This window comes from Pseudodesulfovibrio pelocollis, assembly GCF_030282845.1.
GTDB classification, from domain to species: Bacteria; Desulfobacterota; Desulfovibrionia; order Desulfovibrionales; family Desulfovibrionaceae; genus Pseudodesulfovibrio; species Pseudodesulfovibrio pelocollis.
Window position 1 is genome coordinate 15,100 of record NZ_JASTWE010000008.1, and the last position, 26,406, is coordinate 41,505.

The window sequence follows — 26,406 nt, forward strand, 5'->3', positions numbered from 1 at the left end:
GGACGTGGCTGCGGCGTTGCGCAAGTCGCCGGACTGGGTCTATAGAAATGCAGCCGACCTCGGCGGGGTTCTGATCGGGGGGCGGTGGCAGTTCTATGAAAACAGCATATTGGAAGCATTAAGACCCACCAGGACCGGAGGAGCGAGTGCCCATCAAACGGAAGAATCGCAAGACGGGAAGAATGCAGTGGTTCGGCAGGATCACCCTGCCGGACGGGCGGCGCAAGGAACGGCTGATGCCCACCAAACGGGCGGCCATGGAATGGGAGGCGTTGATCAGGCAGAAGTTGAGCGAGTGCTCATCGACGCGGACCCCTGCGGTCTCCTTGCACACGCTCATGACAAAGCATCTGCTCGCGCTCGACGCCAAGGGCGTGGCCAAAGGCACCTATGACGACAAGACGCTCGCCTTTACCGAGCTGCTCGACTGGCCGGGCGTATCGCCGGTCATGCCGGTGGACGAGCTGGCCCACGACGCGGTGCGCCAGTGGCTCGACCACATTGCCGAGACGCGCAGCGGGCATCGGGCAAACACGTTTCGCAAGCACATCATGCGCTTGTGGAGTTGGGGACGGCGGGCGCGGCTCGTGGACGGGGACTGCCCCTGGGACGTGGAGCCGTACAAGCAGGACCGCTCGGAGAAGTATGTGCCGCCGGAAGAAGACTTCTGGGCCGTGTATGCCATCGCCGAGCAGGTGCCTAAGCCGTTCCATCACAGCAACAGTGAAACGATCTCGCAGCCGCATCGCAGGCGCATGATGCTGGCCTACCTGCACACCGCCGCGCGGCGAAGCGAGATATTCAACCTCAAATGGGAGGATGTCGATTTCAGGAACGGGCGCATACGCCTGTATACCCGAAAGCGCGCCTCCGGCCGGGAGGGGGACTGGATTCCCCTGACCGACCAGCTCGCCCAGGCGCTCCGGGAACAACGCCTGGAGACCGGCTGGCGCGAGCATGTGTTCATCAATCCGGCCACGGACAAGCCATACGCCTATGCCAACGACATGGTGCGCAAGATGTGCCTGCGGGCAGGGGTCCGGCTCTTCGGATTCCACTCGATCCGGCATCTGTCGGCATCGCTGCTGGACCAGGCCGGGGTGCCCCTGGCCACGATCCAGATGATCCTGCGGCACACCTCGGCCACGACCACGGCAAGGTATGTGCACAGCATCAAGGACGCCACGGAGGCCGTCAACAAAGCCTTCGGCGGCAAGGTATTGGAGATGAAAAAAGCCTCCAGCGGGTAACTGGAGGCTTTGAAAAGGTGAGTCAAAAGGTGAGCAGGCATTCGGGCTATCTCATCAATCGACTCGTAACACTTTGAAAGAACTGGTGGGCGATACGGGATTTGAACCTGTGACTTCCACCGTGTGAAGATGGCACTCTGACCAGCTGAGTTAATCGCCCACTGTGGTCGCCTGCGGGCTTGCCGCCCGAAGGGAGAATTCATATAGCCGCATGGTTTGTCCTTGGCAAGCATTTTTTCCGGGATAATGTAAAATACCCGGATTCATTGCGCAAGCCGGGGTCATGACCGGCTGACGCAGCCGTCCTCGTTGCACTCCCGCGCGGGCAGGTCGCGGTTGTAGCAGGTCAGGCCGCAGCGCAGGCAGCGGCAGGCCTCGTGCTTGGCCTCCTCGCTGCTCAGGGCGCCCTCGATCTCCTTGAAGGTGCAGACGCGCTGGTCGCAGCCGATGAGGTGCGGCACGGTGGAGCGCTTGCGATACCCCACGTCGGGCACATGGGTGAACATGGTGTAGGGGATCAGATCGCGCTGCACCTTGGCGGAGTAGTGGGGGGCGCCGTCGGTCAGGTACTGGTGGATGGAGCGGGCGGCCTTGCGCCCCTCGCCCAGGGCGGTGATGACGATGCCCGGGCCGGTGTGCATGTCGCCGCCGGTGAAGACGTGGGGCAGGGCGGTCTGGAGCGTCACCGGATGAGCGGCCAGGGTGCGCCACTTGGTCTGCTCCAGCGGGCAGTTGCCCCCCTCGTCGTAGAGGCAGGAAAGCTCGGGCTTCTGGCCGATGGCCGTGTACACGGTGTCCGTATCGATGATGGTCTCGGAGCCCTCCACGGGAATGGGGCTGCGCCGGCCGGTCTCGTCCGGCTCGCCAAGCTCCATGCGGATGTACTCCACATGGGTGACGTGGCCGGACTCGTCGCTGATGATGCGGGTGGGCGCGGCCAGGAACAGGTATTTGACGCCTTCCTCCTCGGCTCCGATGATCTCCTCTATGTTGGCGGGCATCTCGCCCTTGGTCCGGCGGTACATGAGGGTCACGTCCGCGCCCAAGCGCACGCTGGTGCGGGCCGTGTCGATGGCCGTGTTGCCGCCGCCCACGACCACCACCTTGCGCCCCACGCCGGTTTCCATGTTCAGGCCCACCTTGGTCAGGAACTCGGTGCCGGTCTCCACGCCCTTGGTATCCTCGCCCTCGATGCGCAGGGTCATGTTCATCCACGCGCCGATGCCGAGGAACACGGCCTCGAACCCGTCCTCCTTGAGGCTGTCGAGGTCGAAGTCGGTGCCAAAGGCCTTGCCGTGGACCACGTCGATGCCCAGGTCGAGGATGCCCTGGATCTCCCAGTCGAGCACGGCCTTGGGCAGCCGGTATTCGGGGATGCCGTAGCGCAGTTGGCCGCCGAGGCTGGGCATGGACTCGAAAATTGTCGGGCTGTGGCCCAGGCGGCGCAGATAGAAGGCGCAGGAGAGCCCGGCCGGGCCGCCGCCCACCACGGCCACCCTGCGGCCGGTTTCAGGCGCGCAGGTGACGGGCTGGCGCTGGCCAGAGTTCATCTCCCAATCGGCCACGTATCGCTTGACCATGTTGATGCCCACCGGGGCGTCCACATGGGTGCGGCGGCAGGCGCTTTCGCAGGGATAGGGGCAGACCCGGCCGATGGTCAGCGGCATGGGAATGCGCTCGCGGATGGTCTCCAGCGCCCCGGCGAAATCGCCGCGCGAGGTCTGCTCGATGTAGCGGGGGATGTTGATCTGCCCCGGGCAGCGCTGGCGGCAGGGGGCCAGGCAGTCGGTGATTTCATTGAGGTGGGTCAGCCGGGCGGTCATGCCCCAGATGGTGATGACCCCGCGCGGGCAGACCTGGGCGCAGGCTCCGCAGGCCGTGCACAGGGCCGGGTCCACCACGGGGTAGCCCTGGGGGCCCATGTCGATGGCTCCGAACTGGCAGGCCGTGACACAGGTGCCATGGCCGAGGCATCCCTCGGGGCACATCTTGTTGCCGCCGTAGAGCAGGTTCTGGGCGCGGCAGTCGCTGACGCCCGCGTAATCGTAGATTTCCTCGGCCCGGATGCCGCCGGTGCAGTCCACAAAGGCGATCTGCTTCTCCATGGACGAGAAGCCGAGGCCCATGATGGCCGCCACATTGGTCGCCACCTCGTCGCCGCCGATGACGCAGACCGTGGCCCCGGCCTTGCCGTCCACCACGCCCTGGGCCGCGGCCGCGCAGCCGGGGAAGCCGCAGCCGCCGCAGTTGGCCCCGGCCAGCACGCTCTCCACTTCGGCGATGCGCGGGTCTTCATAGACGTAAAGGAGCTTCGAGGCCACGGCCAGGATGGCCGCCGCCGTGAAGCCGATGCCGAGCAGGACGAGTACCGATGTCATGATCATGTCAACACAACTCCTAGGAGGCCATGCCCTTGAAGGCGAAGAAGGCCAGCGACATGAGCCCGGCCATGATCAGGGCCAGGGGCGTGCCGCGCAGGCTGGTGGGCACCCGAGCCAGATCGAGCCGCTCGCGGATGCTCGCCAGCACCACCAGGGCGAGCATGAAGCCCGCGCCCGAGGCGATGGAAAAGATGATCGTCTGAAGCAGGGTGTATTCCTCGCGCTGGCAGATGATGGCGATGCCGAGCACGGCGCAGTTGGTGGTGATCAGCGGCAAGAAGATGCCCAGCGACTTGTAGAGGGGGGGCACGGCCTTCTTCAGGAACATCTCCACGAACTGGACCAGGGAGGCGATGACCAGGATGAAGGTGATGGTCTGGAGGTAGGCGAGATCAAAGGGCACCAGCAGGAAGCGCTGCACGCACCAGGTGATGGCTGCGGCCATGGTGGCCACGAAGACCACGGCCAGCCCCATGCCGATGGCCACGCCCGATTCCTTGGACGTGCCGATGAAGGGGCAGTTGCCCAGGTATTGCGCCAGGACGATGTTGTTGACGAAGATGGCCGCGATGACAAGGGTGAAATAATCCATGCGGCCTCCCTATATCCTCGGTTTGGTGGCGCACAGGCCGCAGGTCTTGCAGTCGTGGATCGGGCCTTCGATGGCCTCAAGGCCCCTTGTCCTGCGCTGCCAGTTGGTCAGAGCGTTCATGCCCGCCAGTACCAGCCCGAGGCAGACGAAGGCACCGGGTGCCTCGATCATGAAGGCGAAGGGTTCATACCAGTCCCCGGCCAGTTCCATGCCGAACCACGTGCCATAGCCGAACATCTCGCGGACGCTGCCCAGAAAGGTCAGGGAGAGGGCGAAGCCGATGCCCATGCCCAGGCCGTCAGCCACGGCCAGATGGGTCGGGTTCTTGGAGGCGAAAGCCTCGGCCCGGCCCAGGATGATGCAGTTGACCACGATGAGCGGCACGAAGATGCCGAGCTGGAGATAGAGCGGATAGGCGTAGGCCTGCATCAAAAGCTCGACGCAGACCACCAGCGAGGCGGCCACCACGATGAAGCAGGCGATGCGCACCTTGGCCGGAATGGCCTTGCGCAGCAGCGAGACGAGCAGGTTGGAGAGGGTGAGCACGAAGATGACGGCCAGCCCCATCCCGAGGCCGTTGTAGGCCGTCTTGGTCACGGCCAGCACCGGGCACAGGCCGAGCACTATCTTGAAGGGGGGGAGGTCCTTCCACAGCCCCTTGGAGAATTCCTTCCACAGTCTGTTCATGGCGTATCCTGGTCGCTCCACCTTTTGGGGAACCTGTCCTTGATTCTCGAATACATGCGGATGGCCTCGTTGACGGCGGCCACGGTGGCGGCGGACGAGAGGGTGGCCCCGGCGATGGCCGCGATGTCGCCGCCCTGGCTTTGCAGGGCCATATCCTGGCCCGGGCGGCTGCCGAACTGCTCGCGGAATTCCGGCTCCACCACCCGCGAGCCCAGGCCGGGTGTTTCCTTGAGAGTGGTGATGCCGATGCCCGTGATGGAGCCGTCGGCCGTGGCGAACCCGACCATGACGCCGATGTCGCCGCCGTAGCCACGGCCAAAGGCTTCGATGGCCACCCCGGCGAGTTGGCCGTCAACCATGGCCGGGAAGACAGTGACCGCTTCGCCGTCGAGGTCGATGGCCACGCGGTCCAGGACCGGATTGTTGTCCGCATTGGCAAATATCTGGTTCAGTGCCGGGCCCTGCACGTAGGTCAGCACCTGCTCCTCGATGCGCGGCCCGGTGGCCTGTCGCACGGCGGCCAGGGTCAGGCCCGAGAGGCCGCAGATGAGGGAAAGGACGAGGATCATCCGCAGTGCTTCACGCATGTGGCTTGGTCCTCCTTTTCCTGGGTGAGGGTGTAGGGGCCGCCAAAGGGCCTCGGGCGGATGCGGTCGAGGAGCGGGGTGAAGAGATTGGCCAGCAGGATGGCGAAGGGGACCCCGTCGGGATAGATGCTGTAGACCCGGATGATGATGACCATGACCCCGGCCATGAGGCCATAGATGAGGCTGGGGATGCGCCCGATGGGCGATGAGGCCGGGTCAGTGGCCAGGAAGAACGCGCCGAAGACCGCGCTGCCCGTCAGCAGGTGCAGCAGCGGCGCGGCGTGTGCCGCCGGATCGAGGAGCTGGTATATCCAGGCCGTGCACAGCAGTCCGGCGATAAAGGCGACCGGGACTTCCCAGGCGATGTGGCGGCGGATGAGCAGGAACACGCCACCGGCCAGCAGGGCGGCGATATGGACCGCGCCCAGCCCGCCAAGCTGGTGGCCGGTGAACAGGGCCATGGGGTCCAGGGAGGCCACGGCGTCGGTGCCGAAGAATTTCAGCTGCTGGAGCGGGTCGGGCAGGGTCGTGCCGAGCATGGTGGTGTTGGTGTCCATGGCCTTGGGCCAGGAGATGCGGCAGACGGCCCAGCCCACCAGAGGCGGGCACAGGGGGGTGGCCCCAAGGCCGCCGAAGATGGCCTTGCCCAGTCCGATGGACGAGGCCGAGCCCACCGTGACCAGCCACCAGGGGGCCGAGGCCGGGAGCAGGCAGGCAAAGAGCAGGCCGGTGAGCAGGGCGTGCAGGTCGTCTACGGCCGGATCGCGCCCGGCGAGCCTGTTGCACAGCGCCTCGGTGGTCACGGCCACGGCGCAGGACAGGGCCATGACGCGCACCGCGTCCATGCCAAAGACCATGGCGGCCATGACCATGGCGGGCATCAGGGCGATGATGGTCTCGCCCATGTGCCCCTTGATGGTCCTGCCGCAGTGGACATGCGGGGCCATGGACACGGTCAGGATGGGGCGTTGCGGCCTAAGCATCGTTTTTCTCCGGGCGGGTGTCTGCGGGGCGGCTGCGTCCCTGGTCATTGGCCGGGGTGTCGGCCGGGACAATGGCCGAGCGCAACAGGGCCAGTTCGTACTTGGCCAGTCTGATGTACTGGAGCAGCGGCCGCCGGGCCTTGCACCAGTAGCCGCAGATGCCGCATTCGATGCAGGAGTGGATGTGAAATGTTTCGGTCCGGGCGAACTGCTTGAACTCGGCGCAGCGGCTGATCATGCCGGGCATGATCCGGGCCGGGCAGCGGCGCTCGCATTCACCGCAGCCGAGACAGGGGCCGTCCACGGGCACAAAGGCCCGGGTCTTGCTCAGGATGTGCAGACCGGTGGTGTCCTTGTCCACGCCCTGGTCGATGTTCAGGGCCGGGATGCCGCGCATCAGGCCGCCCAGGATCACATGGTCGCCGTCCTCCACGCCGCCTCCGGCCTCGGCCACGAGGAACCCGGCAGGCGTGCCGACATGGACCAGACGGTTCTGTCCGGCGATGGTCATGACGGTCTGGGTGACGGGACGGCCGGTCTCCATGACGCGGCCGATGAAGTACAGGTCGCGCACGGACAGGATCACCGCGTTGTCCGGGTGTCTGCCCGGCAGGGTTTCCCCGCCGGTCACGGCCCTGACCACCAGCGGGTCCAGCCCGTTCGGGTAGACGGGCGGCACATGCACGACCGTGCAGTCGGCAAAGGCGTTGGCCCGGTTGCCCCGGGCGGCCACCAGGAACAGTCTGGAGTGATCGATCACGCGACGGGCGGTGTCGAGGCCGAGGTCCACGGTCTTGCGGTAGTCCCGCAGCAGGGGATCGTGAATGGATATTCCGGGCTCGGGCGGCACCGCGTTGACGATGAGCACGGGGGCGCGGCGTAGAGGGCGGACATCGATGCCCATGGAGCGCAGCCAGCGGCGCAGGATGTCGCCACCCTCCGAGGGGGCGGCCTGCGGCTCGGCCCTGCCGTCGTCCGTGGTCTCGATGAGCATGGCGAAACGGTCCACCGCGCGGATGGTCCCGGCCAGGGGGGCGTGCATGTCCCCCCGGTCGTCCCCGGCCTCGGCGATCAGGGTGCCTGCGAGGACCTGGTCGCCCTCGGCAAGCACGGGCCTGTGCCCCTGAAGCGGGACGCGCAGGCGATCAGGCCGCGCGCCCTTGACCAGGGGGCCGGTTTCTCCGGTGAGCAGGCTGAAGCTGAAATCGGTCATGTTTGCGAAACCCTTATCTCATGTGGCATCTGAAGCAGGCATCGTCGCCGTAAGGGCCGCTCGTTTTCGCTTCGTGGCAGCCCATGCATTGCGTGTGAAAGGCCGTTGCCGTGGTAGGCACCAGCTGGTCCGTTGGATCGGCGTGGCAGTCAGAGCAGGGGCGCAGGGCTGGCTTGGCTTCGTCCGTCTCCCCGGTCTGCGGCGGTGCGGCGGGCTGGCGCACATGGCATGTGGCGCAGCCGGTGACGCCCGCGTCAAAGAGGTCGTCGTGGCAGGAGGCGCAGCGCGCATGGGCCGCGTCCTTGCGCGAGGGGATGTCGGTCCGTCCGCCGTGGCAGTTGGCGCAGGATTGCGGGGTCGGTTCGATGCTCGCGTCGTGGTGGCAGGCCCGACAGTTCCCGGCGGCGTAGTCCTCGGCGTGGCCGTTGTGGTCGAAGTTGTCGATGGTCGCCTCCGGGTGGTGACAGGACGCGCACTGCTTCGGGTCCATGGTCTCCTGGTGCCCGAGGATGAAGGGCTGGTCGAATTTGGGCACATGGCAGCTTGAGCAGGCGGGCGGGGCGGGGTCATCTCCCGAGGTATGGTGGCAGTCGGCGCAGGCGCGCTCCGGCATGTCGGCGTGGATCTTGTGGTCGAAGATGACCTTGCCGCCCTTGTTCTCAAGCAGGATGCGCACGGGCATCGCGTCAGTCCGGGTCGGGACGAGATAACCGGCCAGGGCCAGGATGAAGATGACCCCCGTCAGCAGGGCGATGGGCAGGAAGCGACTGTTCAATGAATCAACCTCGGATTGGTGCGTAGTTTCTTCTTATAGATGAATTACTCGGTTCAAGTCCACACCCAATGTCGATTGACCGGTTGCTCAACGCCGCAGGAGTGGCTCGCGCCGGGAGGCGGCGGACTTCGATGCAGCCGGGAACGGGACCGGGGTCACCTGCCGACAATGATCGCGCTGAGGAAGGCCAGCACGAAGAAGGCCGCCCCGGCCCACCACAGGGCCACGGAGAGCTGGGTCGTGATCAGGACATAGGCACCCTTGATGGCGAATTCGAGGGGGAGCGACCGGATCAGCGAGATGAGGTCGAACCCCAGGCGGCCGCCGATATCCATGAGGGTGAGCGACGGCCACGTGGCGGTGAAGGTCCAGGTGACGGTCTGATAGCCCAGGACCATGATGCAGGCCGTCCAGGCGATGAGCCCCAGGGCCTTGAAGAGGGTGTATGGCATTGATTGTTTCACTGAATGACAGAGTATATATCATTGCCGGGCGATTGACCATAGTGTAGGGGCAGGAGAAAATGGGGGGGCATGGCATGCCTCTGGCTGCTGGCGACAAGGTGCTCATGGAGTTTTCCACCTTTGGCGATCGTTTCCTGTGCGTGGTCACGGAGGTGGGGGAGCATGGCCGTCTTTTCGTCTACGCCCCGGTGCCGCAGCCGGTGGTGAAACGGATGGCCCGTGACCGGACCGCTCGGGTCCGCTTTGCCCACGAAGGTGTCCTGCGCGGTTTCGACACCCGGGTCCTCAACCGCGACTATCCGCCGGGTGTCATCCTTGAACTGGCCGGGCCGGGCCGGGTGTACGATGCCGAGGACCGCGTCGAGCCCCGGTGCCGCTGCCGGTTTCCGGCCCTGGTGGCCGATGGCGCGGGTCGCGCGGTGGTGCGCGGGGTGGTCGAGGACATGAGCGCCAGTTGCACCCGGGTCCGCCTGTCCGACGAGGGTTTCCTGTCCGGGTTCAACGGCACCGAGGTCCGGCTGACCTTTCATCCCTTCGATCCAGACGAGGGATTCACGGTGGTCTGCACGGTCAGGAAATCCTTTCTCAAGAACTCGATTCGCTATCTGGTCCTCGAATTCAGCCCCGGCGAGGCGGACGCTCGCCAGCGCATTGCCCGGTTCGTGGAGGCGCAGCTGCGCTGCGGTGAACCGCGATTGTGACCGGGCCGGGGCAAGGTGCGGCCAGTTAGGCCTCGATCTTGAGCTTGCGGGCGTAGGTGGCGGCCTCGATGCCCGCCACGCATCCTTCGCCCACGGCCTTGGCCATCTGCAGGGGCGGGCCGCAGATGTCGCCCGCCGCGAAGATGCCGGGGATGTTGGTGCGCTGCTTCTTGTTCGTGTCGATGTACTTCATGGATTCGTCGAGGGTCACCCCGAGGGTGGCGGTCAGCTCCAGCACACCCTTGGCGCCCTGTTCGATGAACACCCCGGTGACCTTCCTCGTGGTGCCGTCATCAAGGACCACTTCCTCCACCCCTGTTTCGCCCCGGATTTCCGTGATCTGCACACCCTGGTGGATGGTCACGCCGGTTTCGTCGAGCTGCCTGCGCAGGCCGTCGGCCACGTCCAGGGTGTCGCAGTACAGGTGGACCTCGCTGGCGAAGCGGGTCAGGGCCACGGCTCCGCTTGCAGCAGCGCTGCGGTTCCCGGCCACGGCCACGACCTGATTGCGGAAGAAGCCGGCGTCGCAGTCCACGCAATAGCTCACGCCCTTGCCGAGCAGAGCCTTTTCGCCGGGCACTCCCAGCTTGTTGCGGCTTGAGCCCGTGGCCAGGATCACGGCCTTGGCCAGAATGGAGTCGCCCGATTCAAGGGTGATGGAAAAGAGCGGCCCCTCGGGCTCGATGACCAGAACATCCTCGTCGCGGAACACGCCGCCAAAGGATTCCACCTGCTCGCGGCCGGTGGCCAGGACATCCTCGCCCGAGACCGCAAGCTGGCAGCAGAAGTTTTCGATATGTGCCCAGTACAGGCTGCTGTTGTCCATGCGGCCAAGCATCAGGGTGCTCACGTTCTTGCGCGAGGCGTGTATTCCGGCCTGCAATCCGGCCGGGCCGGAGCCGAGGATGACCACGTCGTAAGTTTGTCTGTCTGCCATGAGTGCCTCCGTGGCTGTCGTAAAAGGGACTGCCAGTGATGATAACAATTCTCTGCGGGATGTACAGCCCCGGCATAAACAATCGGTCGGCGAAGGCATGAAGGGCTAGGCGGTGGGGAAAATTTCGGCCCGGTCGGGTTCAGGCGCGGACGCGGGAGAGGACAACCTCGCGCAACCGCCGGATGCGCGTATCATCCGGGAGCTGGGCCAGGAGCCGGGCCGGGTAGTCCCGCTCCAGGGCCAGGGCCAGGGAGGAGTGATAGCGCAGGTCGTGCAGCCAGCCGGTCAGGAGCAGCTTGAAGTCGTTGGCGTAGCGCATGTGGCGGTAGTCGCCAATGCGGCCTTGGAGGATGGCCTGGTACATTTCGTCCGAGTATCGGTCGGGCGCGTCCTCAAGGCGGTGGATGACCGCCTCGCTGCGTTCGCCGTTGCCCTCGAAGTGGTCGAGGAGGATGCGGAAGATGTCGAGCTTGTCCGCGTCGCGCACCACCGTGACCGGCAGGGTCAGCCCGGGTGGCAGGGTGGGGCGGATGGCCTTGGCGTTGTGCTGGGCCACGGCAAAGCGGACCACGCGCCAGTCCCGCTCGGGCAGGCCCGGGGGCAGCTCGGTCTCCCGCAGGGCCAGCACACCGAGGCGGGCGTGGTTGGCCGAGTCGCGGTCGTTGAAGGTGTGGTATATGGCGAACTGGGGAAAACGGCCCATGTCGTGGTACAGGGCGGCCAGCCGGGTCAGGTCGGCCATATGGCCGCTCACGCCCTCGGCGGAAAGGATGCGCCCCGCATTGTCGAGCACGCGCAGGGAGTGGTCGAGCTTAAGTCGGATGAGGGCGTCGTCAGGCCCGCCCGTCAGGTGGGACTCGGCGAAGCGGCTCAGCACCGCGACATGAGGTCCGAACTGCACACTCAGTCCTTGAGCCCCTTCATGAGGATCTTGTATTCGAATTCGGTGATTTCGCCCCGGGTCAGGCGCTCTTCCAGATCGGCGCGCTCGGCAGCGGTCTGCTCTCTGGCCTCTTGGTCCAGCTCGTGGTCCCTGAAGCGGCCCTTGGGGCCGAAGAGTACGCGCAGGAAGACGATGATCACGGCGAAGATGATGATGATGAATCCCATGCGCGCTATGGCCGGAAGGATGTGTTCGCCGTAGCCCGCGTTGAAGGGCCAGGCCAGCCACATGGGATGGTCGAGGAAGTCGAAGAAACCCGACTTGGTGATCAGGAAATCTGGCATGCGCATGAAGTGGTCTCCGGGTTGGCGTCGATCCTCGGGTGGGCACGTTTGCCGGGCAGTGGTCGATGCCCGGGGAGGCGGCGTCGGCCGCCGCAGGGCTCTTAGTACCCGGCAAATGGCGTGGTTGCAAGGGATTTGGGCCGTGGTCCGCTGTTTTTCACTCGTTGCTTGTGCTTGCCGGGGTTAATGTCTATAAGGACACTCTGCATTCTTGAATCAATGCCTGTGGTCGGGCGCAGCCGGAGGAATGATGCGTGTTCTGATAGTCGAGGACGAGTTCACCAGCCGCAAACTCCTGTGGGCCCTGCTGGCCGATTTCGGGGAATGCGACATGGCCCGTGACGGCCTTGAATGTGTGGACATGTTCCGCAGCGCCCTTGATCGCGGCGAGCGGTACGACCTCGTCTGCATGGACATCATGATGCCCAACATGGACGGGCACCAGGCCCTCAAGGAGATCCGCGCCATCGAGCACGAGGCGGGAATCCTGCCCCCCGGCGAGACCAAGGTGATCATGGTCACGGCCCTCAACGACCCCAAGACCGTGGTCAGGGCCTACTACAAGGGCGGCGCGGCGGCGTATCTGCCAAAGCCCATCGAGGTGGAATCTCTCCACGCAATCCTGCGCGACCTGGGACTCATCGAGTAGACGGGCGCGCGGCCAGAATAGACCCATACCAATGACAGCAAGAAATAACGACACATCATTGACGATTTTCCGCCCGATCAGGGTTGGCGCAGCGGTCATGTCCGCCCTGGCTATCTTGCTTTGGGCCGTCCCTGCGCTGGCAGCCGAGCCTCCTCAGGGCGGCGGCGGCAGCATCCTCAACATTCTCTTTCTCGGTTTGATCGCCTATTTCCTCGTGCGCGCCTTCCGGCGGCGCGGGGGTGGCGGGTCAGGGCCGGGCCGAGGCTCCGGGGACGACGACCAGTCCACGCGCGACGATTCGCCCAGGCCTCCGGGCAAACCCATGGATCGGCATGAGGCGGCCCGGCAGATGTGGAGCATGCTTGGCTCGGGCGACGCAGCCCAGAACACCCCCGTGGCTGGCAGGCCCGGTCCGGAGCCCGGCGGCTTCGACGCCGCAGAATTCCTGGAGGGGGCCAAGCTTTTCTTCTCCCGTTTCCAGCAGGTGTCGGGCGGCCGCGATCTGGAAGAGTTGCGCGGCTTCCTCTCCGAAGATGTCTACGAGCAGACCCTGGCCGCGCTCCCGGCGGACGCGGCGTTGGCCCGCACCGAGGTCATGCTGGTGGACGCCCGGCTGGTGGAGCGCAAGAGCGAAGGCGGCCGGACCTGGGTCACGGTGTTCTACGACGCCCAGCTGCGCCGGGGCGTTTCTGGCGAGCAGCCCTACACGCTGCGCACCGCCTGGGAATTCTCCAGGGCCGAGGGAGCGGAAAACGGCCTGTGGACCCTTGAAAAGATCAACAAGATGGATCAATAGCCCGTTTCGGGTCTCGTGGTCAGCAAGGATGGTATTGCCGTGACGGAGTACGATCTCGATCAGCCCATGGACCGGCTCATCGAACTGGCGGTGCGCAAATTCGGGCCGGTGGAGTTTCGCAAGGTGGCCCTTGGGGACATCTCGCTGGATGTGCTGCAAGTCAAGAACATGCCGCAGTACCTTGAGACCCTGGCCAACAGGACCCGGTCGGGACAGTCCGTGAGCCTGCCCTTGTGGGCCAAGGTCTGGCCGTCGTGTCTGGTTCTTGGCTACATGCTTTCCCGTTATCCGCTTTCCGGGGGGGGGCGTTTTCTGGAGCTTGGGGCGGGCTGCGCCGTCAACAGCATGGCCCTGGCCAGTCGCGGCCTGCCCGTGACCATCAGCGACATTGATCCCGATGCGCTGCTTTTCAGCCGTATCAATGTGCTCAAGAACAAGCTTGAAGCGTACGCCACCGTCACCCGGCTGGACTTCACCGTTCCGAACAACGGCGAGAGGTACGACTGTATCGTGTGCTGCGAGGTGCTTTACGACGAAGCTGTCTTCGAGCCACTGCTCGCCTTTCTCGACAGCCATCTGGCCGAAGGCGCGCAGGCAGAGATATTTCTTGCCATGGACGAGAAGCGGCAGGCCCGCAGTTTCTTCACCAGGGCCGCCGAGCGCTACGCCATGGCCCGGACCGACTCCGCCTACACCGAAAAGGACACCGGCGAGAATCGGACCATCAACCTTTACAGACTCAAGAGGAAAACGGCGTGATGCGGCTTGCGGATTGCCCAAAGGCATACACCTCGGACCAGGACAAGGCCTGCACCCCAGTCGAGACCGTCAGGCGCGTGACCGCGCGGCTGGCCGAAACCTGCCAGGGCGTGCTCGACAGGACCGAGCGGGTGGACACCGGCAGGCTCGGCATACCGGTCTTTGTCGGCGTTTGCGGTCCCGAGGCGCGGCGGGTCATGCCCACCCGCAAGCAGATGGGCAAGGGAGCCTCGCCCGAGCAGGCCGAGGCGTCCGCCCTCATGGAGCTGGTGGAGCGGTATTCCTATTTTCATTTCTGGGCCGACGAGGCGAATTTCACCCGCCTGACCTGGACCGAGGCCGAAGAAAAGTGGCCGGGGCAGGTCATGGACATCTCCCTGGTGGCCGCCTCGGTGAACGAGACCATTTCCGATGCCGAAGCGAGACGGCTCATGGACCTCAACCGCTGGCGGTTTCATCCGGCCCTTGACGTGGCCAGCGGCGAGTATCGGTACGTACCCCTGGACTGGTTCAAGAAGCTCAACGAATTCAATGGATCGTCAGCCGGGAACACCTATGAGGAGTCCATCTTCCAGGGCGGCTGCGAGCTGGTGGAGCGGCATGTCTGCGCCCTGATCGACCGGGCCCGGCCGACCCTGCCGACCATTGACCCGAAATCCTCGGACGACCCGGTGCTCAAGCGGCTGGTGGAGTGCTTCGAGAACAACGGCGTCACCCTGATCCTCAAGGATTTCAGCATGGACTACCCGGTGCCCACGGTGGGAGCCGTGGCCTGGGATGCCAGAACGTTCCCCGCCTTGAGCGAGATCGTGTTCACCGCGGGCACGGCGGCCTCACCGGCCAAGGCCGCCATCCGGGCCATCACCGAGGTGGCGCAGCTGGCCGGGGATTTCGAGACCAGCCGCGTCTACGAGGCGTCCGGTCTGCCCAAATTCACCCGGATAGAGCAGGCGCAGTGGCTCGCCCAGGGAGCGATGGTCGGCCTCGACACCTTGCCCGGCGTCGAGGATGAGAACATATTTGCTGAACTGATGGCCCTGGCCAGGGGGCTGGCCGAGCGGAAGACGCCGCTCTTCAGCGTCAGCACCATGCATCCGGCCATCCAGGTGACCACCAACTACAATTTCGTCCCTGGCTTCGATTTTCGCGAGCGCACCCCCAATCGCAGCATCGGCCTCTTCGTGGGCCGCATCCTGGCCGAGGAGGCGGATTTCGACGACGCATTCGAGGGGCTGGAGGTGGTGGAGGATATCTATCCCGACGCCTATTTCATCCCGTTTTTCAAGGCGCTGCTGGCCCTGCGCATGGACGATCCCGGTTTTGCCGCCGAGCAGTTCGCCCTGGCCGGGCCGCTCCAGCCCGCCGACGAGGAGCGCGCCCTGTGCGCCTTTTATGAGGCGTACGCCCTGTCTCGCCAGGAGCGCTGGGAAGAGACCCTGGCTCCGCTGGACCGGGCGTTGGCTCTGGATGTCGAATGCCGGGAATACTTCAACCTGCGCGGCGTGGCCCATTTCAAGGGCGGCCGCTACGAGGTGGCGGCCAGGGATTTCGAGGCGGCCCTGACCATTGATAGCGGGTCGCCCCATGACCTGGCCAACCTCGGCCTGTGCCACAAATTCATGGGTAACACCGAGGAAGCGCTTGACTATCTCGGTGCTGCGCTTAAAATGGAACCTGGGCTGGAATATGCCCGGTCTCACTACGACGAGCTCTGTCAGTCCTGACCGGGCGAGAGTTTCGGCGGAGCCTGAAGAGGCAGTGAGGGAAATTCGTCGAGTGCTTGACAAGCTGTGCCCTGTGGACGTAATGTCCCGTCACGGTTTTAGTGCGGATTACCACGGTATCAAGCAGCGGATCGCTGTTTAATCGGATAAGGTTGTTCCGGGAAGTCCCGGGGCTACAGCAAGACAAACATCCCACTAGGAGGATACAATGGCTGTTGTTGAATTTCAGGGCGCTACTTTCGAGGTTGATGAGGACGGTTTCCTTCAGAAGTTCGAGGACTGGACCCCCGCCTGGGTCGATTTCGTGAAAGAGTCCGAGGGCATCAAGGAGATCACCGAGGATCACCAGAAGGTCATTGACTTCCTTCAGGACTACTACAAGAAGAACGGCATTGCCCCGATGGTCCGCATCCTCTCCAAGGTGACCGGCTTCAAGCTGAAGCAGATCTACGAGCTGTTCCCGTCCGGCCCCGGCAAGGGTGCCTGTAAGATGGCTGGTCTGCCCAAGCCCACCGGCTGCGTCTAACCACAAGCCGAGCTTGAATGACTGGGCGGGAGCGCAAGCTCCCGCCCTTTTTGTGTCGCCGCCACTTGGTGTGTCGTCTGGTATCGAGTCGCTTGGGTGTGCGTTTTTTTGCTTGCCAACCAGGATGGGCCCGAGTATAAGCCCGAGTTCCACGCACCAAATATGACAGGAGATCGTCATGAAGAAAGATATTCATCCCACAACGCACATGGCCAAGTTTCGTTGCCATTGCGGCTACGAGGCCGAGCTTATGACCACCAAGGCCCAGGAGGTCGAGGTGGAAATCTGCTCCAACTGCCATCCTTTCTACACCGGCAAGCAGCGCTTCGTTGACACCGCCGGGCGCATCGACCGCTTCCGCAAGAAGTACGCGCAGTTCGCCCCGTCCGGCAACTAGCTGCTTTTCCGGCGAAAGCCGCACCATATGCCTTCGTTGGGAATAGCTCCCGCGGAGGCATATTGTTTTGCCGAGTTCGCTTTACAAACGCCCGGGAATTCTTAATTCTATCACGGCTGGTCATCGAGGCGGGCCGTCGTCTCCACAGCGAATACGGAGGGTAGTTGATTGAAAATTCTGGGACTTTTGGCCTTGGCCGCGCCTCAGGCCGTTGGCGGGCAGGCGGTGATCGAGGGTGTGATGATGCGCGCCAGGAACACCCTTGCCATCGCTATCCGCAAATCCGACGGCACCATCACCACCGAGGTGAGGCCCTGGTTCACGCTGGTTCGCCATCCTTGGCTCAAGAAGCCCTTTTTGCGCGGGTTTCCCGTGCTCATGGAGACGATGGTCAACGGCATCAAGGCCCTCAATTATTCGGCAGTGCAGGCTGCGGACGATGACGACGAGGAGGGCGAGCTGACCACCTGGCATCTGGTGCTGACCATGGTCCTGGCCTTGGGGGCTGCCCTTGGCCTCTTCGTGGTCCTGCCCCATTTCCTGTCCGTCGGCATGGAGTACCTGGGTCTTGCGGGCGACGTGGATTCACTGAGCTTCCACCTCTGGGACGGCTTCATCAAGATGCTCATCTTTGTGGGCTACATTTTGGCCATCTCATACATTCCCGATATCCGCCGCGTCTTCCAGTACCACGGGGCCGAGCACAAGGTCATCTGGACATGGGAGCAAGGCGGCGAGCTTTCTCCTGATTCCACCCGCTTCCACAGCAGGCTGCATCCCCGGTGCGGCACGGCGTTCCTGCTCTTCGTGCTGGTGGTGTCCATCGTCCTGTATGCCGTTCTGGTGCCGTATCTTTTGCTCTTCTACTCGCCCGAGCATTTTGTCGCCAAGCATTTGTATATCGTCGTCATGAAGCTGTTTCTCATGATTCCGGTCAGTTGTGTCGCCTACGAGATGATCAAGTTTGCCGGGAAATACAGTGGCAACATCCTGTGCAAGATGATGTGCTGGCCCGGCATGATGCTGCAGTTGCTGACGACCAAGGAACCGGACGACAGTCAGATAGAAGTGGCCATCGCCGCCCTGCGGTGCGCCGTCAACGCCGAGGAGTGCTGATCATGTTCGGCAAACTTGAAGATATCGAAATCAAGTACGAAAAACTGGAGTATGAGCTGGCCCAGCCAGGCATATTCAACGACCAGGAGCGATACAGGAAGGTCTCCAAGGCCCACGCCGATCTGGCAGATGTGGTCATCCTGTACCGCGAGTACAAGCGGTGCAACAGTGATCTGGCCGACAACCGCGAGATGGCGCACGACAGCGACCCGGAAATCCGCGAGATGGCCAAATCCGAGATCGGCGAGCTTGAGGACCGCCTCGAGACCCTGGAGGAGAAGATCAAGATCCTCCTGCTGCCGAGCGATCCCATGGACGAGAAGAACATCATCCTTGAAATCCGCGCGGGCACGGGCGGCGACGAGGCGGCCCTGTTTGTGGCCGACCTGTACCGCATGTACACCCGTTTTGCCGAGGCGAACCGGTGGAAGGTGGAGGAGTTGAGTTCCCACTACACAGGTTCGGGCGGCCTCAAGGAGGTCATCGCCAGCATCTCGGGCGACAAGGTGTACAGCAAGCTCAAGTATGAATCCGGCACCCACCGCGTGCAGCGGGTTCCGGCCACGGAATCCCAGGGCCGCATCCACACCTCGGTGGTCACCGTGGCCATCATGCCCGAGGCGGAGGAGGTGGATATCGATCTGCGTCCCGAGGATGTCCGCGTGGACGTGTTCCGCTCGTCCGGTCCCGGCGGCCAGTCGGTCAACACCACGGACTCGGCCATCCGCGTCACCCATGTGCCCACGGGCATGGTGGTCATTTGCCAGGACGAGAAATCGCAGCACAAGAACAAGGCCAAGGCCTTGAAGGTTCTGCGCTCTCGCCTGCTCCAGATGGAGCAGGACAAGGCCAAGGCCGAGGAGGACGCGGCCCGGCGCAGCCAGGTGGGGTCGGGCGACAGGTCCGAACGCATCCGCACCTACAACTTTCCGCAGGGGCGCGTGTCCGACCACCGCATCAACCTGACCCTGCACAAGCTGCCGCAGATCATGGAAGGCGAGATCGACGATCTGACCGACGCCCTCATCAACCATTTTCAGGCCGAAGCCCTGAAGCGTCAGGGCGACTAGACCCGAGCGCCATGGGGCTTACCGTGCAGGCCATAGTCCGGGAGTGCGCTGCCCGGCTTGCGGGCGTGGACTCGCCGCTGCTCAGCGCCCAGCTCCTGGTGGCCGAGGCGCTCGGCCTCAGGCGCCTTGCTCTCAGTCTTGAGCGCGACAGACTCGTGGACCCGGCCCAGGCCAAACGCATCCGTGCCCTGACGGGCCGCCGCGCAGCGGGTGAGCCGGTGGCCTATCTGCTCGGCCGCCGCGAGTTCTACGGGCTCGACTTCACAGTCACGCCCGATGTCCTCATCCCCAGGCCGGAAACCGAGCATCTCATCGAGACCGCGCTTGCGACCTTTCCCGCTGACTCGCCCATCCGCTTCGCCGACCTGGGCACGGGTTCCGGCATTTTGGCCGTCACCCTGGCACACCTGTATCCGAACGCCCAGGGACTGGCCCTGGACCGGAGCGCTCCGGCCCTGGAAGTGGCCCGGGGCAACGCCCGCACCCACGGGGTGGAGGGACGCATCGCCTTTGTCGAGGGCGACTTCACCGCGACCATCCCGGGTGGAAATTACGACCTCATCATCGCCAACCCGCCCTATGTGACCGAGGGGGAATACGCCCGGGCGAGCCGCGAGGTGACCGCCTTCGAGCCGAAAGGGGCGCTGGTCAGTGGCCCGGACGGGCTTGACCACATCCGTGGTCTGCTGCCGACAGCGCTCACGGCCCTTGCGCCGGACGGGGTGCTGCTGCTTGAGATCGGCTGCGGCCAGGCCGAGGGCGTGAAGATTATAACATCGTCCGACTGTCCGGGATTCAAGGACTTCGCCGTGATCAGGGACCTGGCCGGGCATGATCGAGTGGTTTTTTTGCGCCGCGCAGAATCGCAAAAAAACAACATGGCCTCGGACCCCTGTGGTAAAAAAACAAATAGTTGCGAGAAAGACACACTTTTCTAGAAAGTGTCTCAAAGAATAATTTCATGATTTTCAATACGTTAAACATGTCTGCGGCCGTGGCATTGTTCTTGCTTCATGGGCTTTGATTTTACCGGAGGGACAATGCTTCAGACAACGATACACAAGTCGGTACGCTGCACGGGAATCGGCCTTCACAGCGGCAAGCAGGTGGAGATGGTGCTCCGCCCGGCCACGGAAGACACCGGCATCCTCTTCTCCCTGCGCAACGAATCCGGTTCCACATTTCTGACTCCCGCTCCGTCCCTGGTCGTGGAAACCGGCCTCGCCACCGTGCTTGGCGACGGCCACCAGTCCGTGGCCACTGTCGAGCATCTGCTCGCCGCCATCAGCGGCATGGGCATCGACAACATCCTTGTCGAGGTCACGGGAAAGGAACTGCCCATCATGGACGGCAGCGCCGCCTCCTTTGTCTACCTGCTCAAGCAGGCCGGGCTACGCAAGCTCGGCAAGCCCCGGACCGTCCTGGCCGTCAAGAAGGCCGTGGAGTTCGAGAAGGACGGCAAGTACATCAAGGCGCGGCCCCACAAGGGTTTCCGTGTCGATTACACCATAGAATTCGTTCATCCCCTCATTGGCTCCCAGCAGTTGGAGCTTGAAATCACCCCCAAGAATTTCGTCACCGAGGTCGCCAAGGCGCGGACCTTTGGCTTCCTCAAGGAAGTGGACTACCTCCACGCCAACGGGCTGGCCCTGGGCGGTTCGCTGGACAATGCCGTGGTGCTGGACGAGTACGGTGTGCTCAACGCCGAAGGGCTGCGCTTCAAGGACGAGTTCGTGCGTCACAAACTGCTTGATTTCATTGGCGACATGGCCGTGCTCGGCGCCCCCCTGCACGGACACTTCGAGGTGTTCGCCTCGGGCCACTCCATGAACAACGCCTTTCTGCGCCACCTGGACGAGAACCGCGACATCTATCTTGAGCCCGTGACCCTGCCCGTGCCCGAAGGTGCGCGCGAGCCCGTTCGCGGCGGCCGCCTGGAGCCTGTGGCCGCCACGGCCTAAGCCGTTGCCTCATCCTGGCCTTCGTGCCGGAGCCTGATCTTCGATCACGAAAAACCCGCCTTCTGGGCGGGTTTTTCGTGTGTTCAGCCGGAGAAGAGCAGGGCCGCGAGCAGACCACCGTGCTCATTGGCCGGGAGCTTGGTCACGCCCAGGCATTGCGCCTCTGTTCCGGCGGATGCGGGTACCGTGTCCAGGAGCAGGCGCTTGAGGGATTCGCTGCCAGCCGGGCGCTGGACCTTGACCCGGTATCCCACGCTTGCCCCCTTGTGGAGGAATTCGACCCTGACCAGTCCGAGTTCACGGGTCTCGCATTCCACGATGATCTCGGTCAGCTCGTTTGCCGATGCGGCCACTGTGCGCGCGCAGGTCAGCTGCCGCCTGGAGCGGGGGGCCAGCCATGGTTGGTAAGCAACCATGCCGCTGGTGGGACCGGCCAGCAGATTGATGCGACCGGCACAGACCAGGGCGTCGGTGTAGGCTGCGAACAGGGAGGAATCCTTGGCCAGCAGGGTGATGAACCGGGCCGGGCGGTGCAGGGGGCCTTTGGCCGCGAGGTCCGGGATGTGCGGGCGGAGTCTGTTTTCAAACAGGGTGCGCGCGGCCTCGAAGGACTTGGCCGCGGCCAGACCGTCCCCCACCGGATTGCCGGTGCCAGGAACGCCGGACAGCTCCTTGAGCACGATATCCGGCTCAAGACGGGTGATGAGGAAGAGGAGTTGTGCGCCCTCGGACGGGCGGGTCTGGAGCTGGGCCAGGAGGTGGTGGCCGTCGATGAGCACCCAGGCCATGCCCTCGGAGACCCACTTGACCAGAGTGCCGCGCACCTTCTGGCCGGGGCGTCTTCCCTGGCGGAACTGGGCTGAGCGGCGCTCGTTGTTGCCGCCGAAATCAAAGGGTCCGGAACCGTTGCCGCGTACGCGCATCATGTCTCCCGGTGGCTGGCGTCGGCCCGTGACCGTTGGTGCGGCCAGCCACGGGGCTGGTCGCCGTGGCGTCAGGCCTGATCGATGATCAGTTCCACGTCTTCAAGGCTCAGGCCGGTGGATTTGGCCAGTTGGGTGGAGGTTCTGCCTGCCCGGTGTCCTTTGAGAATGATCTCGCGCATGAACTGGGGGGATTTGCAGTAGGTGTCCGCCTGGGTGACCAGCTTTTTCAGCTCGGCCACGCGGCCCTCGAGTTCGTTGTTCAGGCTGATCAACTCGTGCTGCCGCCGCTCGAAGGTGGCCACCAGCTCGTTCTCAAGCTGGGTGTTGAACTGGAGCCGCTTGATGAACTCCTCCTGCTTGAGCTGGATGCCCGCGAGCAGGGCCTCGGATTTTCTCAGGCGCAGGAAGAACATGATGACCACGCCAAGCAGCACGACTTCGCTGATGGTGAGCAGGATGATGAGCAGGTCGGACATCGGGCTTCTCGTTGGTTCGCGTGTTTTGGTGCTTCGGGGCGGGGCAGACCGCAGCGGTCAAATCTTGACGTTGACGATGTTGCCTGTCCATGGCGAAGTGTTGGACGGCTTGGTCTCGTCCTTGTCCTCGCTCTCCTTCTCCCCGGCCTCGCGCTCGGCAAGCTGCTGCTGTCCCTGTTGCTGCTGGTGTCCGTCGCGGTCAAGGGGAGCCGTGGCCTCCTTCTTCTCCACCTGCTGGACCTTGCTCTCGTTTTTGCGGATGTATTCCTGGATGAGTGGGCCGAAGAGCTGTTTTCTGATGTCGGGTCCGGCCTTTTCCGCATGGGCGATCTTCGCGACATAAGGCAGCTGCGATATGAGGACCGGAAGGTCCAGCGGACTCGAACTCATGGCTCACCTCACAAGATATTGTTCGAAGAGAATCGTATCGAACTGTCCAAACCCCATGTATTGGTTAATGATTGCAAGAAGTTCCTGTTTCAGTTTGTCGCTATTCTTCTTATCGGACAGAAATTGCAGATCCTTATTCTTGAGGTAGTAGAAAATCGCGTTTCGGACGGTGTATGTGTCCTGTTTGAACTGCCGTGCCAGGCCGTCGTCCTGTGTGCTGACGATGACGCGGACTTCGAGGAACCGGATGACGTTGTCCTTGTCGCGTTGTTCGACGAGGAAAGGATCAAGCCGGATGAGTATCTCCGGTGTCTCGGCCGCCTCGGTGGGGGCGGTGGTGGCGGCTGGCCTCGGCGGCGGGGGAGGCAGCGCCGGAACGGCGGGTTCGCGTAGCAGCAGGTAGAGAATGACCGCCAGCAGGAGCAGGATGACACCCAGGGCGAGCAGGAAAAGACGGTTCTTGAAGAGCGCTCCGAAATCGAACTGCCGCCGGGGTTCCGACTGCTCGAAGAGTGGTCTCTCCTCGTGGGCGACGGGAGCCTCTTCCTCTTCCTCCTCGTCTTCGAGAAAGGGCGCGTCGTCAAGGTCGAGATCGACCTTCTGCGTCGCCTTGTTGGCCTCGCTGTTGTCGAGCTGCGCTTTGGGCTGCACCCCTTGGGTTATGTCTTCCGCGTCATCCGGGACAAGCAAGACCATGATGTTCGCCTATCAGGCCGAGAGCCGGAGGCTAACTGAAGATTTTGTCGATCTTCTGGCCCAGGGTTTCGGGGGTGAACGGCTTGACGATGTAATTTGACACCTTGGCCTGCACCGCCTCTATGATGTTCTCCTGCTGCGCCTCGGCCGTGACCATCAGGAAGGGCAGGTCGGAGTATTCCTCGCTGCCGCGCACCTTGCGCAGCAACTCGATGCCCGACATGATGGGCATGTTCCAGTCCGAGACGATGAAGTCGATGTTGTCCTTGTTCAGCACTTCCCAGGCGGTGGAGCCGTCGTCGGCCTCGACGATGTTGGTGAAGCCGAGCTGGCGCAGAATGTTTTTTATGATCTTGCGCATGGTGGAGAAGTCATCGACAACGAGGATGCGCATGTTGGTGTCGTAGGCCATGGGGATGCTCCTTTCGTCTGCGCTACTCGTTTTCGTAGCGGGCTCTGAATGTTTTTCTCAGTTTTGTCAGGGCCTGGGAGTGAAGCTGGGAGACCCTGCCTTCGGTTATGTCCATAACTTCGGCAGTTTCCTTCATGTTCAACTCCTCGCCGTAGTACAAAGATATGACCAATTTTTCCCTTGGCGTCAATTCCTCAATGAGATTGGCTACTTTGTCAACAATTTCCTGAAATGCCGTGGATTGGAAGGGTTCGTCCTCGGTCATGGCCTTGCGGCCGATGACGTTTTCATGAAAGCTGTCCAGGCTGAGACACATCTGGTTGTGCAGCGCCTCAAGGCCCTGGCGTACCTCTTTTTCCGACATGCCGGTGATGCGTTGCAGCTGCTCGGTGCTGGCCGTGCCTCCGGTCTCGTGCTCCACCTGACGCTGGGCGTCCTCAAGCGCCTTGACCTTCTGGCGCAATCCTCTGGAAAACCAGTCCATCCGGCGAAGCTCGTCAAGCATGGCACCCTTGATCCGGTTCTCGGAATAGGTGTCGAACTTGATGCCCCGCCCGGCGTTGTACTTGCCCAAAGCGTCCAGGAGACCCAGGCTGCCCGCGCTGATCAATTCGCAAAGCTCCACGCTCTGCGGCAGCTTCGCCTTGAGGCGCAGGGCGAGTATCCGGATTTTCGGCGCGTAGTGGCGGACGATGTCCTCGCGGTCTCTTGGCGAGAAGTCGTCCCAGCCCCTGGCCCCGTTTTCCAGCTCACGCCACGGATCGTTCCTGGAAGAGCAGTTTTTTCCAGAAGAATTTGATATTGCCATCTGTGTTCGGTTCCACATGCCAACCGTTGATTACCTGTGCGGCCTGCCGTATCGCCACGCTTGCCGGACTCTTTGGAAATTTGTGACAAAAGGGAACCTGCGCAATGACTGCGTTGCGGACATTGGGGTCATAGGGCACGACTCCGACAAGGTCGAGGGAGATGCCGTCGAGGAAATGGTCGCAGGCCTTGAGCAGCTTGATGTAGACCTCCTTGGCGGCCTTCTTGTCCTCTGCCATGTTCACGAGCACGCGGAAGCGCTCCACCCCGTGCTGGAGCTTGAGCACCTTGATCAGCGCGTAGGCGTCGGTGAGGGAGGTGGGCTCCGGGGTGATGACCAGCAGCCGTTCCTGCACCGCCAGATTGAAATAGAGCACGTTGTCGTTGATGCCCGCGCCAGTGTCCACGATGAGGAAATCCACGGCGTCCTCAAGGGCGTCCATGGCGTCGAGCAGGTCGAGTTTCTGGCCGCGGTCGAGGTTGACCATGTCGCTCACCCCTGATGAGGCGGGGAGTATCTTGAACCCGTAGGGGGTGTCGAACAGGATATTGTCGAGGGTCATGTTCTCGTGGAAGAGGTGGAACAGGTTGCGCTCCGGCGTCAGGCCCAGAATGACATCGACATTGGCCAGGCCCAGGTCGGCGTCGAGCAGCACGACGTTCTTGCCCGCCATGCTCAGGGTATGGGCCAGATTGACCGACATGTTGGTCTTGCCAACGCCGCCCTTGCCGGACGTTACCGAAAGGACCAGGGGTAAACGGGTGGTCATGGCGTCAATCTCTCTCCTTAGGGTTGAATGTCGCCGCCGGGCAGTTTGCGCATAAACACCATCCGCCAGATCATGTCGAGGGTGGCGGGAGTGATGCTGTTCTTGAGACCGGCGCCGTAGGAGAGCGCCGAAATGGGCAGCCCGCTGGCGAACGCCATGTTCACTAATGCTCCGAATGTACAGGTTTCGTCGAGTTTCGTCCAGATAACGCTTGCAAGTTGTTCACTTTTGTATTTTTCCATGAACCGCTCGAACTGGGCTGCGCTGTAATAGGGGTTGAGAACCAGGTGGATGGAGAGTTCCGCGCAGGTCGAGAGGCCATACAGGCCTGTGAAGACCTCAAGGGTGGTATTGCCCGTCAGCCCCGGCAGGTCAATGAGAATCATGTCGAACTGGTGGGTTTCCTTGCGCAGGAGCAGGAAGTCGTCGCGGGTCACGATTTCCCGGAAGGCGAGGCCGGAAAGCTCGGCGTAGTGTTTGAGCACGAGGCGTCCCTTGCCGCGTCCGCCATCGGCCGTGGCCAGGCAGATGCGCGCCTTGGGGTTGGAGCGCTTCTCGCGCAGGGCCAGCCGGATCAGGCTTGAGGTCTTGCCCGCGCCGCCAGGCCCGGCAAAGGCGTGGATGGTTCCTGGCCAGTCCCGGGCGCGAAACGGCCTGACATCCACCAGGGATTCAAGGGCGGCGATGATGGAGCGGTCGCAATCGCCGCGCAGATCGCAGAAGATGCTGGCCAGCACCTTGGCGTCCACTTCCTCGCGTTCGAGATACTCCATTGCCAGCCGCTGTTTCGGAGCCAGGGAGGCGAGGTCCATCTGCGGCTTCATCAGCGCCATGATCTGGCCCTTGATCTGGCTCCATTCGCGCTGCCAGCCGATGGAGCCGCGCAGGGCGTCCTCCACCGTGTCCTCCCTGGTCATTGTCTGTCTCGCGCCCTTTGCCGTGCTTGCGGCCACTCCCGATGCGGGCCCGGCGGGCATCGCGTCCACGGCCGCCACGACCTCGCAGCACTTGCTGCCGTTGTCGGACACGGTCTTGTTGGAGAGGATGACGGCGTCGGCCCCGAGTTCGGCCTTGACCATGGCGAAGGCCGCAGTGGCAGTGGCGGCGCGGAAGGTCTTCATTCTCATGTGCTGT

General features: G+C 63.3%; 31 protein-coding genes and 1 tRNA gene. 12 read left to right on the top strand and 20 right to left on the bottom strand.

Annotation, left to right across the window (positions count from 1 at the left end):
- Positions 1-146 precede the first annotated feature (146 nt).
- Positions 147-1,250, top strand: a complete 1,104-nt coding sequence (locus QQS14_RS04590; protein WP_285905735.1) for a tyrosine-type recombinase/integrase — start codon at positions 147-149, stop codon at positions 1,248-1,250.
- An 83-nt stretch (positions 1,251-1,333) separates the two neighbouring features.
- Here QQS14_RS04590 and QQS14_RS04595 read toward each other — a convergent pair.
- The 9 genes from QQS14_RS04595 to QQS14_RS04635 form a co-directional block, all read right to left on the bottom strand.
- Positions 1,334-1,410: transfer RNA gene (locus QQS14_RS04595), tRNA-Val, on the bottom strand.
- 121 nt (positions 1,411-1,531) lie between these two features.
- Entirely contained in the window at positions 1,532-3,634 is a 2,103-nt protein-coding gene (locus QQS14_RS04600) for an FAD-dependent oxidoreductase (RefSeq protein WP_285905736.1), read from the bottom strand.
- A 13-nt stretch (positions 3,635-3,647) separates the two neighbouring features.
- Positions 3,648-4,223 (bottom strand): electron transport complex protein RnfA, encoded by a 576-nt coding sequence (locus QQS14_RS04605; protein ID WP_285905737.1) that lies wholly within the window; start codon positions 4,221-4,223, stop codon positions 3,648-3,650.
- A gap of 9 nt (positions 4,224-4,232) precedes the next feature.
- Complete coding sequence (gene rsxE, locus QQS14_RS04610) at positions 4,233-4,910, bottom strand: electron transport complex subunit RsxE (RefSeq protein ID WP_285905738.1); 678 nt, start codon at positions 4,908-4,910, stop codon at positions 4,233-4,235.
- Positions 4,907-5,497 (bottom strand): RnfABCDGE type electron transport complex subunit G, encoded by a 591-nt coding sequence (gene rnfG / locus QQS14_RS04615; RefSeq protein WP_285905739.1) that lies wholly within the window; start codon positions 5,495-5,497, stop codon positions 4,907-4,909. Before rnfG ends, rsxE begins: the two co-directional genes overlap by 4 nt.
- Positions 5,476-6,480, bottom strand: coding sequence for an RnfABCDGE type electron transport complex subunit D (locus QQS14_RS04620; protein WP_285905740.1), 1,005 nt, complete (start codon positions 6,478-6,480; stop codon positions 5,476-5,478). The genes rnfG and QQS14_RS04620 overlap by 22 nt, the downstream gene beginning before the upstream one ends.
- The gene (locus QQS14_RS04625; RefSeq protein ID WP_285905741.1) at positions 6,473-7,693 is read right to left on the bottom strand and encodes an electron transporter RnfC; all 1,221 of its coding nucleotides are present in this window, start codon (positions 7,691-7,693) and stop codon (positions 6,473-6,475) included. The genes QQS14_RS04620 and QQS14_RS04625 overlap by 8 nt, the downstream gene beginning before the upstream one ends.
- Before the next feature lie 13 nt (positions 7,694-7,706).
- On the bottom strand, positions 7,707-8,468 hold the full coding sequence (locus QQS14_RS04630) for a cytochrome c3 family protein (RefSeq protein ID WP_285905742.1): 762 nt from the start codon (positions 8,466-8,468) through the stop codon (positions 7,707-7,709).
- A gap of 155 nt (positions 8,469-8,623) precedes the next feature.
- Complete coding sequence (locus tag QQS14_RS04635) at positions 8,624-8,920, bottom strand: potassium:proton antiporter (RefSeq protein ID WP_285905743.1); 297 nt, start codon at positions 8,918-8,920, stop codon at positions 8,624-8,626.
- Between the two features lie 86 nt (positions 8,921-9,006).
- Between QQS14_RS04635 and QQS14_RS04640 the strand changes: the two genes are divergently transcribed.
- Positions 9,007-9,633, top strand: a complete 627-nt coding sequence (locus QQS14_RS04640; protein WP_285905744.1) for a PilZ domain-containing protein — start codon at positions 9,007-9,009, stop codon at positions 9,631-9,633.
- A 25-nt stretch (positions 9,634-9,658) separates the two neighbouring features.
- On the opposite strand, the gene QQS14_RS04645 is transcribed toward QQS14_RS04640, so the two are convergent.
- From QQS14_RS04645 to QQS14_RS04655, 3 genes are all read right to left on the bottom strand, one after another.
- The gene (locus tag QQS14_RS04645; protein WP_285905745.1) at positions 9,659-10,570 is read right to left on the bottom strand and encodes an NAD(P)/FAD-dependent oxidoreductase; all 912 of its coding nucleotides are present in this window, start codon (positions 10,568-10,570) and stop codon (positions 9,659-9,661) included.
- 139 nt (positions 10,571-10,709) lie between these two features.
- Positions 10,710-11,471: an HD domain-containing protein gene (locus QQS14_RS04650; protein WP_285905746.1), complete on the bottom strand. Its 762-nt coding sequence runs from the start codon at positions 11,469-11,471 to the stop codon at positions 10,710-10,712.
- A 2-nt stretch (positions 11,472-11,473) separates the two neighbouring features.
- Positions 11,474-11,803, bottom strand: a complete 330-nt coding sequence (locus QQS14_RS04655; RefSeq protein WP_285905747.1) for an SHOCT domain-containing protein — start codon at positions 11,801-11,803, stop codon at positions 11,474-11,476.
- 244 nt (positions 11,804-12,047) lie between these two features.
- Here QQS14_RS04655 and QQS14_RS04660 point away from each other — a divergent pair, with 244 nt between their 5' ends.
- The 10 genes from QQS14_RS04660 (at position 12,048) to lpxC (ending at position 20,795) form a co-directional block, all read left to right on the top strand.
- Positions 12,048-12,446 (top strand): response regulator, encoded by a 399-nt coding sequence (locus tag QQS14_RS04660; protein ID WP_285905748.1) that lies wholly within the window; start codon positions 12,048-12,050, stop codon positions 12,444-12,446.
- A 97-nt stretch (positions 12,447-12,543) separates the two neighbouring features.
- Positions 12,544-13,242, top strand: a complete 699-nt coding sequence (locus tag QQS14_RS04665) for a TIM44-like domain-containing protein (RefSeq protein ID WP_285905749.1) — start codon at positions 12,544-12,546, stop codon at positions 13,240-13,242.
- Positions 13,243-13,281: 39 nt separating this feature from the next.
- Positions 13,282-14,001 (top strand): class I SAM-dependent methyltransferase, encoded by a 720-nt coding sequence (locus tag QQS14_RS04670; protein WP_285905750.1) that lies wholly within the window; start codon positions 13,282-13,284, stop codon positions 13,999-14,001.
- Positions 13,998-15,725, top strand: coding sequence for a YcaO-like family protein (locus QQS14_RS04675; protein ID WP_285905751.1), 1,728 nt, complete (start codon positions 13,998-14,000; stop codon positions 15,723-15,725). Before QQS14_RS04670 ends, QQS14_RS04675 begins: the two co-directional genes overlap by 4 nt.
- Before the next feature lie 208 nt (positions 15,726-15,933).
- The gene (locus QQS14_RS04680; protein WP_155932789.1) at positions 15,934-16,251 is read left to right on the top strand and encodes a TusE/DsrC/DsvC family sulfur relay protein; all 318 of its coding nucleotides are present in this window, start codon (positions 15,934-15,936) and stop codon (positions 16,249-16,251) included.
- Positions 16,252-16,429: 178 nt separating this feature from the next.
- Positions 16,430-16,648, top strand: a complete 219-nt coding sequence (gene rpmE, locus QQS14_RS04685; RefSeq protein WP_285905752.1) for a 50S ribosomal protein L31 — start codon at positions 16,430-16,432, stop codon at positions 16,646-16,648.
- A 168-nt stretch (positions 16,649-16,816) separates the two neighbouring features.
- Positions 16,817-17,764, top strand: a complete 948-nt coding sequence (locus tag QQS14_RS04690; protein WP_285905753.1) for a DUF1385 domain-containing protein — start codon at positions 16,817-16,819, stop codon at positions 17,762-17,764.
- A 2-nt stretch (positions 17,765-17,766) separates the two neighbouring features.
- On the top strand, positions 17,767-18,834 hold the full coding sequence (prfA, locus tag QQS14_RS04695) for a peptide chain release factor 1 (RefSeq protein ID WP_285905754.1): 1,068 nt from the start codon (positions 17,767-17,769) through the stop codon (positions 18,832-18,834).
- 23 nt (positions 18,835-18,857) lie between these two features.
- A complete protein-coding gene (prmC, locus tag QQS14_RS04700) occupies positions 18,858-19,772 on the top strand; it encodes a peptide chain release factor N(5)-glutamine methyltransferase (protein WP_345782784.1) in 915 nt (304 codons plus the stop codon).
- Between the two features lie 102 nt (positions 19,773-19,874).
- Positions 19,875-20,795, top strand: a complete 921-nt coding sequence (gene lpxC, locus QQS14_RS04705) for a UDP-3-O-acyl-N-acetylglucosamine deacetylase (protein ID WP_285905756.1) — start codon at positions 19,875-19,877, stop codon at positions 20,793-20,795.
- A gap of 83 nt (positions 20,796-20,878) precedes the next feature.
- On the opposite strand, the gene QQS14_RS04710 is transcribed toward lpxC, so the two are convergent.
- From QQS14_RS04710 to QQS14_RS04745, 8 genes are all read right to left on the bottom strand, one after another.
- Entirely contained in the window at positions 20,879-21,721 is an 843-nt protein-coding gene (locus QQS14_RS04710; protein ID WP_285905757.1) for a hypothetical protein, read from the bottom strand.
- Positions 21,722-21,789: 68 nt separating this feature from the next.
- Positions 21,790-22,197, bottom strand: coding sequence for a hypothetical protein (locus QQS14_RS04715; protein ID WP_285905758.1), 408 nt, complete (start codon positions 22,195-22,197; stop codon positions 21,790-21,792).
- Positions 22,198-22,254: 57 nt separating this feature from the next.
- The gene (locus QQS14_RS04720; protein WP_285905759.1) at positions 22,255-22,587 is read right to left on the bottom strand and encodes a hypothetical protein; all 333 of its coding nucleotides are present in this window, start codon (positions 22,585-22,587) and stop codon (positions 22,255-22,257) included.
- Positions 22,588-22,590: 3 nt separating this feature from the next.
- Entirely contained in the window at positions 22,591-23,283 is a 693-nt protein-coding gene (locus QQS14_RS04725) for a flagellar basal body-associated FliL family protein (protein ID WP_285905760.1), read from the bottom strand.
- Between the two features lie 31 nt (positions 23,284-23,314).
- The gene (locus QQS14_RS04730) at positions 23,315-23,695 is read right to left on the bottom strand and encodes a chemotaxis response regulator CheY (protein WP_285905761.1); all 381 of its coding nucleotides are present in this window, start codon (positions 23,693-23,695) and stop codon (positions 23,315-23,317) included.
- A 22-nt stretch (positions 23,696-23,717) separates the two neighbouring features.
- Positions 23,718-24,503, bottom strand: coding sequence for a FliA/WhiG family RNA polymerase sigma factor (locus QQS14_RS04735; RefSeq protein ID WP_285905762.1), 786 nt, complete (start codon positions 24,501-24,503; stop codon positions 23,718-23,720).
- Entirely contained in the window at positions 24,445-25,272 is an 828-nt protein-coding gene (locus QQS14_RS04740) for a MinD/ParA family protein (protein ID WP_285905763.1), read from the bottom strand. The genes QQS14_RS04735 and QQS14_RS04740 overlap by 59 nt, the downstream gene beginning before the upstream one ends.
- Before the next feature lie 17 nt (positions 25,273-25,289).
- Positions 25,290-26,399 carry a flagellar biosynthesis protein FlhF gene (locus QQS14_RS04745; protein ID WP_285905764.1) on the bottom strand — a complete coding sequence of 370 codons (1,110 nt, stop codon included), beginning with the start codon at positions 26,397-26,399 and terminating at the stop codon, positions 25,290-25,292.
- Positions 26,400-26,406 lie beyond the last annotated feature (7 nt).

Excerpts from the sequence above, each read along its gene's own strand:
- QQS14_RS04600 (WP_285905736.1), bottom strand. The coding sequence starts at position 3,634 with ATGATCATGACATCGGTACTCGTCCTGCTCGGCATCGGCTTCACGGCG.
- QQS14_RS04605 (WP_285905737.1), bottom strand. The coding sequence starts at position 4,223 with ATGGATTATTTCACCCTTGTCATCGCGGCCATCTTCGTCAACAACATC.
- rsxE (WP_285905738.1), bottom strand. The coding sequence starts at position 4,910 with ATGAACAGACTGTGGAAGGAATTCTCCAAGGGGCTGTGGAAGGACCTC.
- rnfG (WP_285905739.1), bottom strand. The coding sequence starts at position 5,497 with ATGCGTGAAGCACTGCGGATGATCCTCGTCCTTTCCCTCATCTGCGGC.
- QQS14_RS04620 (WP_285905740.1), bottom strand. The coding sequence starts at position 6,480 with ATGCTTAGGCCGCAACGCCCCATCCTGACCGTGTCCATGGCCCCGCAT.
- QQS14_RS04625 (WP_285905741.1), bottom strand. The coding sequence starts at position 7,693 with ATGACCGATTTCAGCTTCAGCCTGCTCACCGGAGAAACCGGCCCCCTG.
- QQS14_RS04635 (WP_285905743.1), bottom strand. The coding sequence starts at position 8,920 with ATGCCATACACCCTCTTCAAGGCCCTGGGGCTCATCGCCTGGACGGCC.
- QQS14_RS04640 (WP_285905744.1), top strand. The coding sequence starts at position 9,007 with ATGCCTCTGGCTGCTGGCGACAAGGTGCTCATGGAGTTTTCCACCTTT.
- QQS14_RS04645 (WP_285905745.1), bottom strand. The coding sequence starts at position 10,570 with ATGGCAGACAGACAAACTTACGACGTGGTCATCCTCGGCTCCGGCCCG.
- QQS14_RS04655 (WP_285905747.1), bottom strand. The coding sequence starts at position 11,803 with ATGCGCATGCCAGATTTCCTGATCACCAAGTCGGGTTTCTTCGACTTC.
- QQS14_RS04660 (WP_285905748.1), top strand. The coding sequence starts at position 12,048 with ATGCGTGTTCTGATAGTCGAGGACGAGTTCACCAGCCGCAAACTCCTG.
- QQS14_RS04665 (WP_285905749.1), top strand. The coding sequence starts at position 12,544 with ATGTCCGCCCTGGCTATCTTGCTTTGGGCCGTCCCTGCGCTGGCAGCC.
- QQS14_RS04680 (WP_155932789.1), top strand. The coding sequence starts at position 15,934 with ATGGCTGTTGTTGAATTTCAGGGCGCTACTTTCGAGGTTGATGAGGAC.
- rpmE (WP_285905752.1), top strand. The coding sequence starts at position 16,430 with ATGAAGAAAGATATTCATCCCACAACGCACATGGCCAAGTTTCGTTGC.
- prfA (WP_285905754.1), top strand. The coding sequence starts at position 17,767 with ATGTTCGGCAAACTTGAAGATATCGAAATCAAGTACGAAAAACTGGAG.
- lpxC (WP_285905756.1), top strand. The coding sequence starts at position 19,875 with ATGCTTCAGACAACGATACACAAGTCGGTACGCTGCACGGGAATCGGC.
- QQS14_RS04710 (WP_285905757.1), bottom strand. The coding sequence starts at position 21,721 with ATGATGCGCGTACGCGGCAACGGTTCCGGACCCTTTGATTTCGGCGGC.
- QQS14_RS04715 (WP_285905758.1), bottom strand. The coding sequence starts at position 22,197 with ATGTCCGACCTGCTCATCATCCTGCTCACCATCAGCGAAGTCGTGCTG.
- QQS14_RS04720 (WP_285905759.1), bottom strand. The coding sequence starts at position 22,587 with ATGAGTTCGAGTCCGCTGGACCTTCCGGTCCTCATATCGCAGCTGCCT.
- QQS14_RS04725 (WP_285905760.1), bottom strand. The coding sequence starts at position 23,283 with ATGGTCTTGCTTGTCCCGGATGACGCGGAAGACATAACCCAAGGGGTG.
- QQS14_RS04730 (WP_285905761.1), bottom strand. The coding sequence starts at position 23,695 with ATGGCCTACGACACCAACATGCGCATCCTCGTTGTCGATGACTTCTCC.
- QQS14_RS04735 (WP_285905762.1), bottom strand. The coding sequence starts at position 24,503 with ATGGCAATATCAAATTCTTCTGGAAAAAACTGCTCTTCCAGGAACGAT.
- QQS14_RS04740 (WP_285905763.1), bottom strand. The coding sequence starts at position 25,272 with ATGACCACCCGTTTACCCCTGGTCCTTTCGGTAACGTCCGGCAAGGGC.
- QQS14_RS04745 (WP_285905764.1), bottom strand. The coding sequence starts at position 26,399 with ATGAGAATGAAGACCTTCCGCGCCGCCACTGCCACTGCGGCCTTCGCC.